A 16,365-nucleotide genomic window follows, 5' to 3' on the forward strand; every position below is an offset into this window, starting at 1 on the left:
ATGCGTTTGCTATTGGTGGAAGACCACGTACCGCTGGCCGACGAATTGCTCGCCGGCCTGCAACGGCAAGGTTACGCGGTCGATTGGCTGGCGGACGGTCGTGATGCGTTGTATCAGGGCAGTAGTGAGCCGTATGACCTGATCATTCTCGACCTCGGCCTGCCCGGCGTGCCGGGGCTTGAGGTGCTGGCGCAATGGCGCGCCGGCGGTCTGGCGATTCCGGTGCTGATTCTCACGGCGCGCGATTCCTGGGCCGAGCGCATCGAAGGCCTGAAGGCCGGTGCCGACGATTACCTGACCAAACCGTTTCACCCCGAAGAGCTGCAACTGCGCATTCAATCGCTGCTACGCCGCTCCAAAGGCCAGGCCAATCAGCCGACATTGCAGGCGGCCGGTCTGCATCTGGACGAGGGTCGGCAATGCGTGGTTCGCGACGGCGCCGATATTCAACTGACCGCCGCCGAGTTCCGTCTGCTGCGTTATTTCATGCTGCACCCGGAGCAGATCCTCTCCAAAAGCCACCTCGCCGAACACCTCTACGACGGTGAAACCGAGCGCGATTCCAACGTCCTTGAAGTGCACGTCAACCACCTGCGGCGCAAGCTCGGCAAAAGCGTGATCGAAACCCGTCGCGGCCAGGGTTACCTGTTTGGCGGACAAGCTTCGTGAGGTCGATCCAGCGCCGCTTGAGCCTGGGTCTGATCAGCGTGATGGTGGTCGTCGGTGTGGTGGTGGCGCAAACCAGTCTGTGGTTGTTCGAAGTGGGTTTGCAGCGCTACCTCGAAGCCGGCCTGCGCAACGACAGCGAGAGCCTGTTGGTGGCGCTGGTCCGTGGCCCGCAAGGGCTGCAACTGGATGAAAGACATCTGTCCCCGGCCTATCAGCGGCCGTTTTCCGGGCACTACTTCCGTATCGATTTTGCCGACAGCCACTGGCGTTCACGCTCGTTGTGGGATCAGGACCTGCCGCTGCTCGACCATCCCGGGTTGCACAGCAATCTGCAACTGGGGCCGGACGGTCAGCAGTTGCTGGTGCTGCGCTCGGATTATCGGCGCCTGGGCCAGTCGATTTCGATCAGCGTCGCGCAGGATTACACCCCCGTGCGCGAGAGCTTTCAGCGCATGCGCCAGATCGGCCTCGGCCTTGGTCTGGCGGCATTGTTGCTGATTCTGTTCTTGCAGCGATTGACCGTGCGCCGCGCGCTGAAACCGCTGGAAAGGGCTCGTGAGCAGATCGCGCAATTGCAGCAGGGCCAGCGTTCGCAACTCGATGATCAGGTGCCGGTGGAACTGGAACCGCTGGTGGCGCAGATCAACCATTTGCTCGCGCACACTGAAGACAGCCTCAAGCGCTCGCGCAATGCCTTGGGCAACCTCGGGCATGCATTGAAAACGCCTTTGGCGGTGTTGTTGAGCCTGGCCTCCAGCGAAAAACTCGATGCGCATCCCGAGTTACGCAAGGTGCTCAAGGAGCAGCTGGAGCAAGTGCAGCAGCGGCTCAACCGCGAACTGAACCGGGCCCGGCTGTCCGGTGATGCGCTGCCGGGGGCGCTGTTTGATTGTGATGCGGAACTGCCGGGGTTGTTGGCGACGCTGAACATGATTCATGGCGAGCATTTGGCGCTGAGTTATGTCGCGCCGGCGGGGTTGCAACTGCCGTGGGATCGTGAGGATTTGCTCGAACTGTTGGGGAATCTTCTGGATAACGCCTGCAAGTGGGCGGACGCCGAGGTGCGTCTGAGTGTGATTGAACGTTCGGATGGTTTTGCACTGAGCGTGGAAGATGACGGCCCGGGGATTCCCGAACAGCAGCGCGCTGAGGTGTTCAGCCGGGGCACGCGGCTGGATGAGCAGACCCACGGGCATGGGTTGGGGCTGGGGATTGTGCGCGACATCGTCGATACGTGGGGCGGGTTGCTGGTGTTGGGCGAGAGTGAGTGGGGCGGGTTGAAAGTGGTGATTGAGTTGCCTCGGCGGTGAGCCTCTAAAAGCCCCTCACCCTAACCCTCTCCCGGAGGGAGAGGGGACTGACCGAGGTGTTTGTTCGAGATACACCGACCTGAGATATCGTGCCGAACTCAGGTTTTGAAAGCTTTCCCGTGACCTGAAATATCGAGACGGACTCAAGTTTTGAATGGCACGAAGATCGGCTCCCTTTCCCCCTCGCCCCCCTTGGGGGGAGAGGGCTGGGGTGAGGGGGGAATCCCACTGACACCCCACAACCTGCGAATCAAACGCGAAACTGATCCATCAAACTCTGCTGCTGATTCGCCAGGCTATTGAGCGACTGGCTCACCCGCGCCGACTCATTCGCCTGCCCGGACAACGACTCGGTCACATCGCGGATCGTCGCCACGTTGTTATTGATCTCCTCGGCCACCGCACTTTGCTCTTCAGCGGCACTGGCAATCTGCAGGTTCATGTCGCTGATCACCGTCACCGCATCGCCGATCTGACGCAGCGCAGTCACCGCCTGGCCGACTTGTTCGACACTGCCCTGAGCCTGGCGGTGGCTGTTGCCCATCGAACCGACTACATCCTGCGTGCCGGTTTGCAGTTGCTCGATCACCTGACGGGTTTCTTCCACCGACTCTTGCGTGCGGCGGGCGAGGTTGCGGACTTCATCGGCGACCACGGCAAATCCACGTCCGGCTTCACCAGCACGCGCCGCTTCGATCGCGGCGTTGAGCGCGAGCAGGTTGGTCTGCTCGGCGATGGCGCGAATGGTTTCCAGCACCGCGCCGATCTTCTCGCTGTTGGCCGCCAGCCCTTCGACTTGCACCATCGCCGCACTCATGTCGGCAGCGAGGGTGTCGATGCTCGCCGTGGTGCGATCGATCACGGTCAGGCCCTGACGGGTAGCGCGATCAGCATCCTTGGCGGCCTCGGCAGCCTGCGCGGCGCTGCGGGCGACGTCTTGCGCAGTGGCGCTCATTTCGTGGGACGCGGTGGCGACCTGATCGACCTGACGGTATTGCTGTTCCATGCCAGCGCTGGTCTGGGTGGCGATGGCCGAGGACTGGTCGGCGGTGTTGCGGGCGTCCTGCACCGAGCGTTTTACTTCGGCGATGATCGGCTGCAACTTGTCGAGGAAGCGGTTGAACCAACCGGCCAATTGGCCGAGTTCGTCCTTTTTGTCATAGGCCAGACGGCGGGTCAGATCACCTTCGCCGCTGGCGATGTCTTCGAGCATGTGCGCCACGCCGAGGATCGGCTTGGTCACGCTGCGTGCCATCAGCCACACCAGCAGCAGGCCGATCAACGCGGCCAGCACGCCGAGGCTCAGTTCGATCAACGTGCCGGAATTATTGCTCGCGTCCAGCTGTTGCTTGAGCGCTTCGGCGCGGCTGACCAGGACTTTTTCCGGCACATCCAGCAGCACGCCCCACGACGGGCCGCCGGGAATCGGCTGGAACGGCGACAGCACTTTCAACTGGCCGTTGCTGTGCAGGCTGCTGACGCTGGTGCTTGAGGCGAGCTTGCTCAGCAGTTCGGCGCCGCTGATTTTGTCGACAGCATCCAGACGCTGGCTGAGTTTGCCGGCATCCGGGCTGTACCCGGCGAGCAGGCCGGCGGGGCTGATGATGCTCACGGCGGTCTGGCCGTCGTAGAGCTTTTTGCTCGCGCCCTGGCTGATCGCTTGCAGGCTGTTGAGGTTGATGTCGACCGACAGCGAGGCGATGACTTTGCCGTTGACCATCAGCGGGAAGACGATGCTGGTCATCAGCACGTTTTGCCCGTCGATCACGTAGAAGTACGGTTCGATTACACACGGCTTGAGCGTGGCGCGCGGGCAGGTGAACCAGGCATTGGCCGCTTGGCCGCTGGGGCCGGTGCTGGTGTCGGCCATGTCGCTTTCCGGCAGGGCCATCGAGGTGACTTTGCCCGGGGTCGGTTGCGACCAGTACAGGGCGAAACGGCCCTTGTCGTTGCTGCCGAGTTCAGCCTGACCGGCAAACAGTTCGTCCTTGCCGTCCAGCGCGTTGGCTTCGAATACCAGCGATAGGCCGAGCAGGTCAGGGTTGGCTTGCAGCGCGGATTTGACCTGACGGGTCATGTCTTCGCGCAGGTCGAAGGCATCGAGGAAACGCTTCTCGGCCTGCTCGCGCAGAAACAGTACCTGCCGCGAGAAGCCGTGACCGTACTGATAGGCGTCCATGAACTGCTGGCGAATGCCGGCCGCCTGCACTTCCCCTTGCGATTCGATGCGCGCCTGCGCCGACTCGGTGAGCATTTCCATGCTCGAAGCTTTCACCAGTTCAGAACTGTGCTCCATGCGATACAGCGAAAGACCTACCAACAGGGTCACGATACCGGCCAGGCAGAGGCCGGCGAGCAGGGTGATTTTCCATTGGATGGAAAGTTGTCTGAGCGACATGGAGACGTCCTTATTCGATAAATATCTGAGACTTTGCACTGTAACGGCCGCGTTTCGGCTTTCTTTATCGTTGAAACACAATATGGCGGATTGACGCACCCGGGAGCGCTCGCTTTGACACCGCCGCCACTCTGCGGCACAGTGCGCGCCCTTCTAATAAGACCCTCTTTGCAAATCCGCCGGTTAAGCTTTGGCGGACTCATTCTGTCTGGCGGTCGGTTTTCCACCGCAGTGTTTTTCGAGGAAGTGAAATGAATGCAGTCATAGCGGCGGTCGGCGTCATGCTGGTGCTCAGCCTGTCCCGCGTGCATGTGGTGATCGCTCTGATCGTTGGCGCGCTGGTCGGCGGCCTGACCGGTGGTCTGGGCATCGACGCCACGCTCAAGGCGTTCAACAGCGGCTTGGGCGGCGGCGCGACCGTGGCGTTGTCCTACGCCTTGCTCGGCGCTTTCGCCGTGGCGATTGCCAAGTCCGGCCTGGCTCATGCGCTGGCCGACAAGGCGCTGGCAATGGTCGATCGCCAGCACTCGACCGGCGGTGGCAGCGTCAAATGGCTGCTGATTGGCCTGTTGTGGGTGGTGGCGATTGCCTCGCAGAACATTCTGCCGATCCACATTGCGTTCATTCCGCTGCTGGTGCCGCCGCTTCTTTATGTACTGACCAAGCTGCAACTCGACCGCCGCTTGATCGCCTGTGTCATGACATTCGGTCTGATCACGCCGTACATGTTCCTGCCGGTGGGCTTCGGCAACATCTTCCTCAATGAAATCCTGCTGGCCAACGTTGCCCGTAGCGGTGTCGACATCAGCGGTATCAATGTCACCCACGCCATGGGCATTCCGGCGTTGGGCATGGTCTTCGGCCTGGCGATGGCGTTCATCACCTATCGCAAGCGGCGCGTATACGACCTGGCGAAGATCGAGCAGGTCGAGCAAGTGGCGGTGCAGTACAACCCGCTGAGCCTGATGATTGCCGGTGTGGCGATTGCTGCTGCGTTCATCGTGCAACTGCTGCTGGACTCGATGATTATCGGGGCGCTGGTCGGTTTTCTGATCTTCTCGGTGTCGGGCATTGTGAAATGGCGCGAGACCGATGACCTCTTCACCGAGGGCATGAAGATGATGGCGATGATCGGCTTCATCATGATCGCCGCGTCCGGGTTTGCCGAGGTGATGAAGGCCACCGGTGAGGTGCAGACCCTGGTCGAGTCGTCGGCGTCGTGGATCAATCACAGCAAAGGCGTCGGCGCGTTGCTGATGCTGCTGGTCGGGTTGCTGGTAACCATGGGCATCGGTTCGTCGTTTTCCACGGTGCCGATTCTGGCGGCGATTTTCGTGCCGCTGTGCGTGCAACTGGGCTTCAGCCCAATCGCCATTGTCTGCATCGTCGGTACCGCCGGTGCGTTGGGCGACGCCGGTTCGCCAGCGTCGGATTCGACCCTCGGCCCGACCTCCGGCCTGAACATCGACGGCCAGCATCACCATATCTGGGACACCGTCGTGCCGACGTTCCTGCACTACAACCTGCCGTTGCTGGCGTTCGGCTGGGTGGCCGCGATGGTCCTCTGAACCCCGCCGATCTTCTGTGGGAGCGAGCTTGCTCGCGAAAGCGGTGTATCAGCGACTTGATGGTTGACTGACACGACGCCTTCGCGAGCAAGCTCGCTCCCACAGGGGAATGGGGTAATACCTTTGCTCAACTTTTGTAATGACGTGCCGTTAAAGCCTTTAACCACGCCAATAAAACCAAAAGAGTGAGCTCCCACAATGCGCCTGAGCCTCAAGGCTAAAGTCCTCTCCCTCGCCGTTCTCCCGGTGTTGCTCTTTGCCCTGGTCATCAGCCTGACCACGCTGTTCATCCTCCAGGAGCAAGCGCACAAAGAGGTCGACCAGACCCGCGAGCGTCTGCTCGGCGATGCCAAAGCCACTCTGCAAAGCTACGTCGCCGTGGCCATGACCACGATCAAGCCGCTGTACGACGCGGCCGCGCCGGGTGACGTTGAGGCGCGGGCGCAGGCGATCAAATTGCTCTCAGGCATTCGCTACGGCAAGGACGGCTACTTCTTCGGCTACGACTCCGAGACCGTGCGCCTGTTCAAGGCCAACGACCCTGAAGGCGTGGGCAAAAGTTTCAAGGACAACCGCGACCCGAACGGCGTCTACGTCAATCGTGGTCTGGTGAGTGTGGCGAAGGACGGCACCCACTATCTGCAATACAGCTCGCCACTGCCGGGCAACGCCAACGTGCTGGTGCCAAAGCTCGGTTACACCGAATACCTGGCGAAGTGGGACATGGCGGTCGGTACGTCGGTCAACCTCGACGGCATCGAAGCGCAAGTGGCGCTGGTCGAAGCGCAGGTGCAGGAACGTATGCAAGGCGTGGTGCTGAGCATCGTCGGCGTCGCGGTGGTGGTGCTGTTGGTCATCGCGGCGGCGGGGATGCTGTTGGCCAATACCATTTTGCGTCCGTTGACCCTGATGAAAGCCAACCTCGACGACATTGCAGCGGGTGAGGGCGACCTTACGCGTCGCCTGAACATCACCAGCCAGGATGAACTTGGCGAACTGGCGGGCTCGTTCAACCGTTTCGTCGACAAGATTCATGGTCTGGTGCGGCAGATCACCGAGATGACCACGCAACTGACCGGTCTGGTGACGCAAGTGTCCGATCAGGCCCAGCGTTCGGATCAGGCGATGGAGCGTCAGCGCCACGAGACCGATCAGGTTGCCACGGCGATCAACGAGATGTCTGCCGCCGCGCAGGAAGTGGCCAAGAGCGCACAGAACGCCGCCGTCGCCGCTCAGCAGACCGACGAAGAAGGCCAGAGCGCCAAGCGTGTGGTGGCGGGCAGCATCAAGCAGATTCATGCCTTGGTCGATGACATCCGCAGCAGCGGCGTATCGCTGGACAGCCTGCAGCAAGACGTGACGTCGATTGTCGGCGTGCTCGGGGTGATTCGTTCGATCGCCGAGCAGACCAACCTGCTGGCGCTCAACGCCGCAATTGAAGCGGCGCGGGCCGGTGAGGCCGGACGTGGTTTTGCCGTGGTGGCGGATGAGGTGCGGGCGCTGGCCAGCCGTACGCAGATCAGCACGCAGGAAATTCAGGGGATGATCGATCGTTTGCAGGCGGGTACGCAGCAAGCGGTTGAAGCCATGCGTCGTTCCAGTGAGGCGGGCGACGGCACTTCACAGCAGGCCAATCAGGCCGGGGCTTCGCTGGATGCAATGGCCGAGTTGATCGCGACGATCAACTCGATGAACGCGCAGATTGCCAGTGCGGCGGAAGAGCAGACGGCGGTGGCGGAGGAGATCAACCGCAGCGTGCATCAGATTGCGGTGGCGGTGGACAGCGTGGCCGATGAGACGCAGTTGGGGGCGCAGACTTCGCGTAGTTTGGCGGAACTGGGGCAGCGACTGGGCAAACTCGTGGGTCAGTTCCGTATTTGACCGCTTGAAAAGCCCCTCACCCTAACCCTCCCGAAACGTCGGACCGCCCATAGGGAGAGGGGACTGACCGAGTTGTCTTGCGCCATACATCGACCTGAGAAATCGAGTCGATTATGGATTCACAGCAGAGATTTCAGGTCGGTGCATACCTGCAATATCCCCCAATCAGTCCCCTCTCCCTCCGGGAGAGGGCTAGGGTGAGGGGCTCTTGATCTTCACGCATATCAAGGCCTGTCCCAGTAAGGCACTTCACCAAAACATTCGACAAAGAAATCAATCACCGTCCGCACCTTCACCGACAACCTGCGGCTCCCCGGCCACAACACCGCAATCTGCTGCGGCTCCAGGCTGTTCGACACCTGATAGTCCCGCAGCACCGGCACCAGCGTGCCGTCGCGCACCGCTTCGCCAATCAGCCATGACGGAAACATCACCAGCCCCAGGCCTTGCTCGGCGGCTTGGGTGAGGGTGTCGGCGTGGTTGCCGGTGATCGGGCCTTTCACCGAGTACGGCGTCCAGTCTTCGCCATCGCGGCGGAAAAACCAGCGCTGCTGGCCGGCCGCGCCTTTGTAGGCCAGGCAATGGTGTTGCGCGAGATCTTCGGGTTTTTGCGGTGTGCCGTGGCGTTTGAGATACGCCGGGCTGGCCGCGACCTGAAAGCGGTGCGGCGCCAGAATCCGTGCCTGCATACTCGAATCGTGCAGCGGGCCGATGCGAAACAGCAGGTCGGCGCCTTCCTGCAACGGGTCGACGTAATGGTCGGTCTGCTGGATATCCAGTTGCAGCTTTGGATAACGCGCGCACAACTTCCCCAACCACGGCGTCAGATGGCGCTGACCGAATACTACCGGGGCGTTGATGCGCACCAGGCCGGTGGGTTCGCTTTGCTGTTCCTGCAGCGCCTGTTCGGCTTCCTCCAGTTGCACCAGCACCAGCCGCGCATGGTGACCGAGCATGCGCCCGGCTTCGGTTGGCGTCACCGCTCGGGTGTGGCGATAGAGCAATTGCTGATTCAGCGCCTGTTCCATCAACTGGATCTGCCGGGAAATCGAGGAGGGCGCCACGCCTTCACGGCGGGCTACTTCGGAAAAGCTGCCGTGATCGAGCACGGCCACAAACAGCCTGAGTGCCTTGAATCCGAGTTCATTGAGCCCGTGCATGATGTGTCCTGCTGTGCGGGTTGCGCAAAAGTGTTGTCCGGATGCTCCCATTTATCGCACAGCTTCGCCAGCCGATAATCCGCGCCATCGTTTACTTGAGTGGAATGTTGTTTATGCAGACGTTGGAGGAGGTCGCAGTCGGGGCGCCGGTGAAGAAGTCGGGGTTGCGCCTGTTGTTGCTGCCGCTGGTGATTCTGGCGGGCATGGGTTTGTCGGTGGAGGCGGGATTGCTTGGGCCGTTGGGTGTGCAGGTCGGGCATCTGTGGGCAACTTTGAGCATCTTCGGGGTCGGCTCGGCGATTCTGTTTTTGCTGTTGTTGTTTGCCGGGCCACAGAAGGGCCCAGCGCTGACTGATCTGCCGCGCTGGCAGTTGATCGGCGGATTTCTGGGGCCGATGTATGTGGTGGTGTTGACCCTGGCAACGCCGCACATCGGTATCGCCATGACGATGATTGCGATTCTGTCCGGGCAGGTTGGCAAGAGTGTGTTGATCGACCATTTCGGCTGGTTCGGCGCGACGCGCAAGAAGGTCAATGCCGAGCGGTGGCTGGCGTTGGGGTTGATTGTGGCGGCACTTGTTTTGATTGCGCGGGGGTGAGTGATGAGTCTGGTTATTTTGTTGGCGGTAGTGGTGTTGGCCGGTGCGGTGTTGAGTGTGCAGGCGGCGATCAACGGGCGTTTGGGTGAGAGCGTCGGGGTGTTGCGCAGTAGTTTGCTGACATTCGTTGTCGGTGCGGTGTCGACCGGGTTGTTGATTTTGTTTTTTGAGCCGGCGCATGCGGTGAGTCTTTTGGATGTGCCGAAGTGGCAGTTGACCGGGGCGCTGTTTGGTGTGGTCTACATGATGGTGATGGTCGGGGCGGTGCCGGTGGTGGGGACGGCTGTGGCGACGGTGGCGGTGATTGTCGGGCAGTTGGGGATGGGGATGTTGATTGATAATTTTGGCTGGCTGGGGAATCCGGCGATTGAGCTTTCTTCCAGTCGGATTTTGGCGATGGGGTGTTTGGGGTTGGCTTTGGTGTTTATGTATCGGAGTTCGCGTCAGGCTGGGTGACCTGGGTTGCGTACATATCCATTGCTGCGGTAACGGCTGATTAGGGTTTCGCCCTGACGGCGACTCACTTTTTTTACAAACGCCTAAAAAAAGTAAGCAAAAAAACGCTTGCTCCTACGTGCGGCCCGCTCGCTGGGGCTTGGGTTCCTTCGCTGCGGGATCGATCCGGGCGCAGCGTCTCCGGTTTGCTTCGCTGCACCTACTCCCGCTGTGTTTGGCTGCGCCAAACGGTCGCTGCGCTCCCACGCCCGGATCAATCCCTCCACTCAGCCTTCCGACGTCGCTTTACAGATCAAAAGCTGCAGCCGAGCTAACGCTCATCCTGTTGAGTGGTGAGGAGCAACAGCGTGTTCGGCTTTGGATTGGTGTTGGATTCACCCCTCACCCCAGCCCTCTCCCGAGGGAGAGGGAGCCGATTTGTGGGCTTTTCAAAATCTGAGTTCGACTCGGTATTTCACTTCGATGTAGCTCTCCCAAACATCTCAGTCAGTCCCCTCTTTCTCGGAGGGTGAGAGGCTGATTTCTTTGCTTTTTAGAGCCTGAGTTCAGCGCGGTATCGCACGTCGGCGTAGCTCGCCCAATCACCTCGATTAGTCCCCTTTTCCTCATGGCGAGGGGCTGATTTTTTTGCTTTTTAGAGCCTGAGTTCAACACGGCAATCGCACGTCGGCGTAACTCTCCCAAACACCACGGTCAGTCCCCTCTCCCTCTGGGAGAGGGCTAGGGTGAGGGGCTCTTGATCTGGCTTTTGATCTTGCTTCGGCTTTTGATCTTTTGCCCCATCGGCAGGCCGAGCGTAGGTGTTCATCCGGGGGTTAGGCGCGCAGCGCCGTGCGGCGTAGCCGCATACATCGAGAGGAGGTGCAGCGAAGCAAACCGTAGGCGATGCCCCCGGATGAACACCGTAGCGAGGGAACACTGAGCCTCAGCGAAGTGCCGTACGCCGGGGCAAAGCCTTTTGGTTCCTTTTTGGCGTTTGAAAAAGGGACTCGCTGTAAGAGCGAAACCGCCAGCGGCAACACCCGCAGCAACGGATATGCCCCCAATCCCAATCCCAATCCCAATCGCAAAAAAAATCAAAAGATCGCAGCCTGCCGCAGCTCCTACACTGGGTGTTAGGGCTTGCCCTTCAAGCCCCAGACAACCCCCACCCAAGGAGTCTGTCCCATGCCTGATAAAAAATGCGACTGCCCCAGCTGCAAGTGCACGATCAAGGAAGGCGATCATTCCTACGCCGTCCACGGCAAACACTATTGCTGCGAGGCCTGCGCTCACCACCACAAGAGTGGTGAGGAATGTTCAACCAAGGGCTGTAAATGCGCCCACGGATGACGAACGACGCATAAAAAAGTGGAGCCTAATCAGGCTCCACTTCCAGTTTCAGACTTTCATCGTCCATTCGTTCGGTATGCCGCACCGTACCTTGCAGCCGCCGGCCTTCAACCCTGACCACCACGGTTTTCGCCTGGTCAAGATCCTCCGGCAGCGGTGCCGGCACTCGCACGGCAAAGCGATACGGATCATCTACGACCGCCTCCAGCCCAACGCGGCAATCCACGCTTTTGGTGATACGCCCGAACAACGTATCAAGGCCATAGTCCAGATGCGCCGGGCTGTTGATGTTGGTCATGGTGCATTCCCCCGAATGATGCCGATCGCCAGGCTGAGCTTAGCTGGTCGGTCGCCACACGACGTTTTCCACGCCGAATTTTTCTGCCATCGGCTTGCTGGTCTTCTGCACCTTCTCACGGCCAAAGCGCGGGATGCGACCGACGCCGGCGTCGCAGCTCGCCCAGTGCCACGCCTCGACATTGTCCATCTTGTCCGAGCGGATAATGAAGGACTTGGGCGTGCCGTGGAGGGTGTATTCGATGACATAGAGTTTTGCGTTGTTCATAAAGCCCGTATTCCTCCCTGTAGTATTAGAGGGATCGCGGCGCACCGGGAAAATTCATTCGGATTGTCCGACGGTCTCTATCGTTGGCGACGCCGTGGCGCACTGGTTACCATGGTTTCCCCGCCAACCCCAATGAATGCTCGCCATGGCCCTTGCCGCACCGCCCGATCTCAGCGATACCGATGTGCCCGTGCAACCGCTGGCACGCACGTATCCGCGCGGCTTGTTTATCGAGCCGCACGAGCATGTCTGGGGGCAGTTGCTGTATGCGATGAGCGGGGTGATGTGGGTCGAGACCCCGCACGAAGCGCTGGTGGTGCCGCCGCAGCGCGCGGTGTGGTTGCCGCCGGGGGTGCCGCACGGGATTCGGGTGGTGTCGGATTTGCAGATGCGCAATATCTACCTGCGTCCGGCGCTGGCGGCGACGCTGGATCAGACGGTGCAGGTGATCGAAGTCGGTGGTTTGCTGCGCGAGTTGATTGTCGGGCTGGTGGAGCAGGGCGACAGTGGTGAACCGGCCTACTACGAGGCGTTGGTCGGGCTGGCCTTGCTGGAACTGAAACGCGCCAGGCGTTCACAGTTGAAGATCCCGATGCCGGATGATTCCGATCGGCGTTTGATGAACCTGTGCCAGGCGGTAATGGCAGCGCCGTCGCTGGAGATTCCGTTCGAGCAGCACGCGGCAAATGCCGGGGCCAGCGTGCGCACGTTGGCGCGGTTGTTCAAGGACAGCCTCGGCATGGGCTTCGCTGAGTGGCGGCGGCAGGTGCAGTTGGCGACGGCGGTGGCGGAACTGATTCAGGGCGTGGCGGTGAGTGTGATTGCCCGGGAGCTCGGCTATTCACCCAGTAGTTTCAGCGACATGTTTCGCCGCGAACTTGGCGTGGCGCCCTCACAATTTGCAGTGGAACACGATTAACCAAACCTGCATAAATCCAATGTGGGAGCGAGCCTGCTCGCGAATGCGGTGGATCAGTTGACTCATCCTTCACTGACACACCGCTTTCGCGAGCAGGCTCGCTCCCACAGGGTTCTGTGGTGTGCATCCGATACTTGTCCGAAATTCAGAAGTCCTTGGCCGATGCCATCCCCGCCGGTTCCCTAAACTCTGCCCATTCCCTTCAAACGGCGGAGTTCCTCCCCATGAACTACCTGATTTCACTGGCCATTGGTCTGGGCGTCGGCCTGCTGTATGGCGCGCTGGATTTCCGTTCCCCGGCGCCACCGGCCATCGCACTGGTCGGTTTGCTCGGCATGCTTGCCGGTGAACAGTTATGGCCGATGGGCCGGCAACTGGTGACGGGCTGGCTGTCCTGAACTCTTTTTCTCCTTCGGTGGATGTCCCCATGAAAGCACTGCAATTCGATAAAACCGGCGATCTGTCTTCCCTGCGCTACGTCGAGGTGTCGACTCCGGTACCCAGCGCTGACGAAGTGCTGGTGCAGATCAAGGCTGCCGGCCTGAATCCCAGTGATGTGAAAAACGTCCTGGGTCGCTTCCCCTACACCACGCTGCCACGGATTCCCGGTCGAGATTTTGCCGGTGTCGTTGTCGAAGGCCCGCAGGCCTTGATCGGTCAGGAAGTCTGGGGCACTGGCCGTGAGCTGGGCTTTTTTGCCGACGGCTCCCATGCGCAGTTCGTCAAACTGTCGACCAATGGCGTGGCGCACAAACCTTCGCATCTGAGTTTCACCCAAGCCGCCAGCCTCGGCGTGCCGTACACGACGGCGTGGGATGCGCTGGAACGCAGTCTGGTGACGGCTGAAACACGTTTGCTGGTGATCGGTGGCGGTGCGGTGGCCTCGGCGGCATTGGCCCTGGCGAAAGTGCGTGGTGCGCAGTTGCTGGCAGCGGCGCGCCGCCCGGAGCAGGTGGCGGAGTTACAGGCGCAGGGTTATCAGACGATCCAGCTGGATAAACCCGAAGACCTCGGCGCGCAGGTCAACGCGGTGTATCGCGGCGGCGCCGATGTAATTTTCGACACCACCGGTTTCTGGCTCCCGGCGTCGGTGGCGGGATTGGCCACCTTCGGCCGGATCGCGATCATCGCCGCGCCGGTGGACGGGCACGTGCAACTGCCGGCACTGGCGTTGTATCGCAAGGGCGGGTCGGTGGTCGGGATCAATTCGTTGTTGTATGGCGTTGAAGCGTGTGCGGCGATGCTTGAGCAGTTCGGGCGGTTCTTTGATGAAGGCTTGCTGCCGTTGCCGCAAGGGTTGGTCGAAGCGCCGTTGGCCGAAGGCCTGGCGCGCTACGCCGATGTGAATCAGGGCAGCGGTGACAAGGTCATCCTCATCCCCTGAAACACCGCAAAACCCCTGTAGGAGTGAGCCTGCTCGCGATCGCGGTGTATCAGTCACCCATGTATCAACTGACACACCGCGATCGCGAGCAGGCTCACTCCTACAGTAGATCGGTGTCGGGCTCAGGATTGCGGGACACCGTTTTCCCACGCCGACCAGTTTTTCAGGATGTCCTGCACCAGCGGATTCCCCGCGCGATAGAGGTTCTCCAGCGCCGGCACGAAGCCGCCCTGATCGGCGTACTTGAGCAGGTTGTCCACTTCACTGCCGCCCGGCTCTGGACGATCAAAATCGGAGCCGGCACGCACCACGGCCAGACGTTGCACGTCGACCAGACCTTCGCGACTGGCACGCAGCAAGGCCTCATAGGTGGAGTTGTCTTCCTGCTGCGTCGTGCAGTATTCGCCCTTGTTATCGGTCAACAACTTGGTCCAGACCTCGGCCCGTTCGCTCAAGCGCGTGCCGGAGAACCAGGTGTTTCCGGCCAGTGTGTCGCAACGGGTCACCACCGGTGGTTGATTGGCCGGGGCCGACGGGTATTTCAGGCGCCACGCGGCGGATTCCCTGCTTTCGCTCAGCTCGACCTTGTGGCTCAGGGCGAATGCCTTGGCCTGCAGTTTCGGGTTGAGTTCAAAGACTTCGGTCTTGTAGTCCAACGGTGGTTTTTCGTTCGGGCCTTTGGTGTTGATGCCCAGGTAGCCGGTCGGCCAACTCGACGGTGCATCGCGCGAATCGATCTCCCATTGCGTGCCGAACTCCACCAGATAATGCGCCCACGCGGCGGTGCCGATAGTCCCGTGTTTCGGGCTGATGCCGGCGATACCGGCGATCAGGAAGTAACTTTTGCGCAGGTCGAATTTCGGCGACAAGGCCAAGGCCAGGGTCGAGGCGGCGGCGTTGGTCTGGCCCATGCCGGTGGTCAGCAGGCACACCTGCTGCGTGTTGCAGCGGATGCTCGGGTACTCGGCGGACAGGCCCGGCACGCGGATTTCCTGCTTCAGCTCCAGGCGATCGATCCAATGCTGCGCCTCGGGGGCGAACATGGTGATCAGCACGACTTTCGGCTGCATCGGTGCTTCGGCGGCCCACGCGGTGGAGGAGAGCAGGGCCGCACCGGCCAGGGTCAAACGCATCATTGCTTGCATGGAAAACTCCTTGATTCAGAACTGATAACCGACGCCGGCGTAGTAACCCCAGCCGTTGGAACGTGCGCGGAAATTGCCGTCGCCAAAATTCAGCTCGCTGCCGTCTTCCCAGTTGCCGCCGTTGTGGAAATAACGGCCGACCAGGGTGAAGCGCAAGTGAGTGAACGAGTAGAGCAAGACGTTGGTCGCCACTGTTGCGTTGGCCGTGCGCGCAGGGTTGTCCTTGTGGATGTCCGAGCCGAAATCGAAGTTGGTGAAACCAATGTAGGTCAGCGAAGCGCCGTTGCTGAATTTGTCGATCGGCACGATGTACTTCAGTTGCGCGCGATAGCCGTCCCACGAGTATTCGTTGCTCGCGCCGTAGTTTTCCCACTGATAGCGACCGTACAGGTTGGCCGACAGATTGACCCGCGAATGGGTGTCGATGTCGGTGCCGAAACCGCTGTAGAGGGTGTTGGCGCGGTTCTCTTTGCGGCTGCCGTGGTCATAGATCCAGTCGAACGCCACATACCATTCCTTGAACGGGCCGATGGCCAGGCTGCGGCCGGCGAGGTAGTCGATGGAAATGCGCGGTTCGTGCTCCATAAACACCGGCGAGCCGTGATCCCACACGCCTTTGTCGTGGCTATTGCCAATGTTGAAGATCTTCGGAATGTCGACGTAGCCGTATAACTCGAACGGGCCTTTGCGGCCGAAGTACTCGTATTCCAGATAGATGTCATCAGCCGGTTGCGGGCCGAAGCTGATGTCCTTGCTGCCGATCAGCATCAGATCCTGGTTGTACCAGTCCGACAGGTACGCGCCTTTTTTCGGCGGGCTGGCTTCGGGGCTGAGGGCTTCGCCCTGGGCGGATTCTTCCTTGGCGACCGGTTGCGCCAGAGCGCTGGGGCTGAGAAGTCCGGTAACGCCGGTCAGTAGCAGGGAAACAGCGAGCGTGCACGGGAAAGGTGCGCGAAAAGGGCATGCGATGGGCATTCAA

General features: G+C 60.7%; 15 protein-coding genes and 3 pseudogenes. 11 read left to right on the forward strand and 7 right to left on the reverse strand.

Translation table 11 applies throughout. From position 1 onward, the window contains the following. Complete coding sequence (locus BMY54_RS14640) at nt 1–669, forward strand: response regulator transcription factor (protein WP_007915592.1); 669 nt, start codon at nt 1–3, stop codon at nt 667–669. Continuing rightward, on the forward strand, nt 666–1,979 hold the full coding sequence (locus BMY54_RS14645) for a sensor histidine kinase (protein ID WP_093433857.1): 1,314 nt from the start codon (nt 666–668) through the stop codon (nt 1,977–1,979). The genes BMY54_RS14640 and BMY54_RS14645 overlap by 4 nt, the downstream gene beginning before the upstream one ends. Nucleotides 1,980–2,229: 250 nt before the next feature. Here the strand turns inward: BMY54_RS14645 and BMY54_RS31325 are convergent, their stop codons facing one another. Then, a complete protein-coding gene (locus tag BMY54_RS31325; protein WP_371857720.1) occupies nt 2,230–2,985 on the reverse strand; it encodes a methyl-accepting chemotaxis protein in 756 nt (251 codons plus the stop codon). 102 nt (nt 2,986–3,087) lie between these two features. Then, nucleotides 3,088–4,377, reverse strand: a pseudogene (locus BMY54_RS31330) (HAMP domain-containing protein); the annotation flags it as partial. Nucleotides 4,378–4,628: 251 nt separating this feature from the next. Between BMY54_RS31330 and BMY54_RS14655 the strand changes: the two are divergent. From BMY54_RS14655 to BMY54_RS31340, 3 genes and pseudogenes are all read left to right on the forward strand, one after another. Beyond that, the gene (locus tag BMY54_RS14655; protein ID WP_093433861.1) at nt 4,629–5,945 is read left to right on the forward strand and encodes a Na+/H+ antiporter family protein; all 1,317 of its coding nucleotides are present in this window, start codon (nt 4,629–4,631) and stop codon (nt 5,943–5,945) included. A gap of 198 nt (nt 5,946–6,143) precedes the next feature. After that, nucleotides 6,144–6,920, forward strand: a pseudogene (locus BMY54_RS31335) (cache domain-containing protein); the annotation flags it as partial. Between the two features lie 312 nt (nt 6,921–7,232). Continuing rightward, nucleotides 7,233–7,826: pseudogene (locus tag BMY54_RS31340) on the forward strand (methyl-accepting chemotaxis protein); the annotation flags it as partial. Nucleotides 7,827–8,050: 224 nt separating this feature from the next. On the opposite strand, the gene BMY54_RS14665 reads toward BMY54_RS31340, so the two are convergent. Continuing rightward, nucleotides 8,051–8,986, reverse strand: coding sequence for a LysR family transcriptional regulator (locus BMY54_RS14665; RefSeq protein WP_093433865.1), 936 nt, complete (start codon nt 8,984–8,986; stop codon nt 8,051–8,053). Nucleotides 8,987–9,099: 113 nt separating this feature from the next. Between BMY54_RS14665 and BMY54_RS14670 the strand changes: the two genes are divergently transcribed. From BMY54_RS14670 to BMY54_RS14680, 3 genes are all read left to right on the forward strand, one after another. Beyond that, entirely contained in the window at nt 9,100–9,585 is a 486-nt protein-coding gene (locus BMY54_RS14670) for a DMT family transporter (protein WP_093434363.1), read from the forward strand. Nucleotides 9,586–9,588: 3 nt separating this feature from the next. Next, on the forward strand, nt 9,589–10,041 hold the full coding sequence (locus BMY54_RS14675) for a DMT family transporter (protein ID WP_093433867.1): 453 nt from the start codon (nt 9,589–9,591) through the stop codon (nt 10,039–10,041). Nucleotides 10,042–11,208: 1,167 nt separating this feature from the next. Continuing rightward, the gene (locus tag BMY54_RS14680; protein WP_093433869.1) at nt 11,209–11,373 is read left to right on the forward strand and encodes a metallothionein; all 165 of its coding nucleotides are present in this window, start codon (nt 11,209–11,211) and stop codon (nt 11,371–11,373) included. Between the two features lie 25 nt (nt 11,374–11,398). Here BMY54_RS14680 and BMY54_RS14685 read toward each other — a convergent pair whose 3' ends face one another. Both BMY54_RS14685 and BMY54_RS14690 read right to left on the reverse strand, forming a co-directional pair. Next, on the reverse strand, nt 11,399–11,671 hold the full coding sequence (locus BMY54_RS14685) for a hypothetical protein (RefSeq protein ID WP_093433871.1): 273 nt from the start codon (nt 11,669–11,671) through the stop codon (nt 11,399–11,401). A gap of 39 nt (nt 11,672–11,710) precedes the next feature. After that, complete coding sequence (locus tag BMY54_RS14690; protein ID WP_093433873.1) at nt 11,711–11,938, reverse strand: DUF6555 family protein; 228 nt, start codon at nt 11,936–11,938, stop codon at nt 11,711–11,713. Between the two features lie 136 nt (nt 11,939–12,074). Between BMY54_RS14690 and BMY54_RS14695 the strand changes: the two genes are divergently transcribed. The 3 genes from BMY54_RS14695 to BMY54_RS14705 all read left to right on the forward strand — a co-directional run bounded on the left by BMY54_RS14695 (nt 12,075) and on the right by BMY54_RS14705 (nt 14,241). After that, entirely contained in the window at nt 12,075–12,857 is a 783-nt protein-coding gene (locus BMY54_RS14695) for an AraC family transcriptional regulator (RefSeq protein WP_093433875.1), read from the forward strand. A gap of 224 nt (nt 12,858–13,081) precedes the next feature. Further along, nucleotides 13,082–13,255, forward strand: a complete 174-nt coding sequence (locus BMY54_RS14700; RefSeq protein ID WP_093433877.1) for a DUF1427 family protein — start codon at nt 13,082–13,084, stop codon at nt 13,253–13,255. Between the two features lie 29 nt (nt 13,256–13,284). After that, the gene (locus BMY54_RS14705; RefSeq protein WP_093433879.1) at nt 13,285–14,241 is read left to right on the forward strand and encodes a quinone oxidoreductase family protein; all 957 of its coding nucleotides are present in this window, start codon (nt 13,285–13,287) and stop codon (nt 14,239–14,241) included. 122 nt (nt 14,242–14,363) lie between these two features. On the opposite strand, the gene BMY54_RS14710 is transcribed toward BMY54_RS14705, so the two are convergent. Further along, nucleotides 14,364–15,386: a purine-nucleoside phosphorylase gene (locus BMY54_RS14710; protein WP_093433881.1), complete on the reverse strand. Its 1,023-nt coding sequence runs from the start codon at nt 15,384–15,386 to the stop codon at nt 14,364–14,366. A gap of 15 nt (nt 15,387–15,401) precedes the next feature. Next, nucleotides 15,402–16,361, reverse strand: coding sequence for a nucleoside-specific channel-forming protein Tsx (locus BMY54_RS14715; protein WP_093433884.1), 960 nt, complete (start codon nt 16,359–16,361; stop codon nt 15,402–15,404). Between the last annotated feature and the right edge of the window lie 4 nt (nt 16,362–16,365).

This window comes from Pseudomonas sp. ok266, assembly GCF_900110195.1.
Lineage (GTDB): Bacteria > Pseudomonadota > Gammaproteobacteria > Pseudomonadales > Pseudomonadaceae > Aquipseudomonas > Aquipseudomonas neuropathica.

Excerpts from the sequence above, each read along its gene's own strand:
- BMY54_RS14665 (WP_093433865.1), bottom strand. The coding sequence starts at position 8,986 with ATGCACGGGCTCAATGAACTCGGATTCAAGGCACTCAGGCTGTTTGTG.
- BMY54_RS14670 (WP_093434363.1), top strand. The coding sequence starts at position 9,100 with ATGCAGACGTTGGAGGAGGTCGCAGTCGGGGCGCCGGTGAAGAAGTCG.
- BMY54_RS14715 (WP_093433884.1), bottom strand. The coding sequence starts at position 16,361 with ATGCCCATCGCATGCCCTTTTCGCGCACCTTTCCCGTGCACGCTCGCT.
- BMY54_RS31325 (WP_371857720.1), bottom strand. The coding sequence starts at position 2,985 with ATGGAACAGCAATACCGTCAGGTCGATCAGGTCGCCACCGCGTCCCAC.
- BMY54_RS14675 (WP_093433867.1), top strand. The coding sequence starts at position 9,589 with ATGAGTCTGGTTATTTTGTTGGCGGTAGTGGTGTTGGCCGGTGCGGTG.
- BMY54_RS14680 (WP_093433869.1), top strand. The coding sequence starts at position 11,209 with ATGCCTGATAAAAAATGCGACTGCCCCAGCTGCAAGTGCACGATCAAG.
- BMY54_RS14690 (WP_093433873.1), bottom strand. The coding sequence starts at position 11,938 with ATGAACAACGCAAAACTCTATGTCATCGAATACACCCTCCACGGCACG.
- BMY54_RS14655 (WP_093433861.1), top strand. The coding sequence starts at position 4,629 with ATGAATGCAGTCATAGCGGCGGTCGGCGTCATGCTGGTGCTCAGCCTG.
- BMY54_RS14685 (WP_093433871.1), bottom strand. The coding sequence starts at position 11,671 with ATGACCAACATCAACAGCCCGGCGCATCTGGACTATGGCCTTGATACG.
- BMY54_RS14640 (WP_007915592.1), top strand. The coding sequence starts at position 1 with ATGCGTTTGCTATTGGTGGAAGACCACGTACCGCTGGCCGACGAATTG.
- BMY54_RS14710 (WP_093433881.1), bottom strand. The coding sequence starts at position 15,386 with ATGCAAGCAATGATGCGTTTGACCCTGGCCGGTGCGGCCCTGCTCTCC.
- BMY54_RS14695 (WP_093433875.1), top strand. The coding sequence starts at position 12,075 with ATGCTCGCCATGGCCCTTGCCGCACCGCCCGATCTCAGCGATACCGAT.
- BMY54_RS14700 (WP_093433877.1), top strand. The coding sequence starts at position 13,082 with ATGAACTACCTGATTTCACTGGCCATTGGTCTGGGCGTCGGCCTGCTG.
- BMY54_RS14705 (WP_093433879.1), top strand. The coding sequence starts at position 13,285 with ATGAAAGCACTGCAATTCGATAAAACCGGCGATCTGTCTTCCCTGCGC.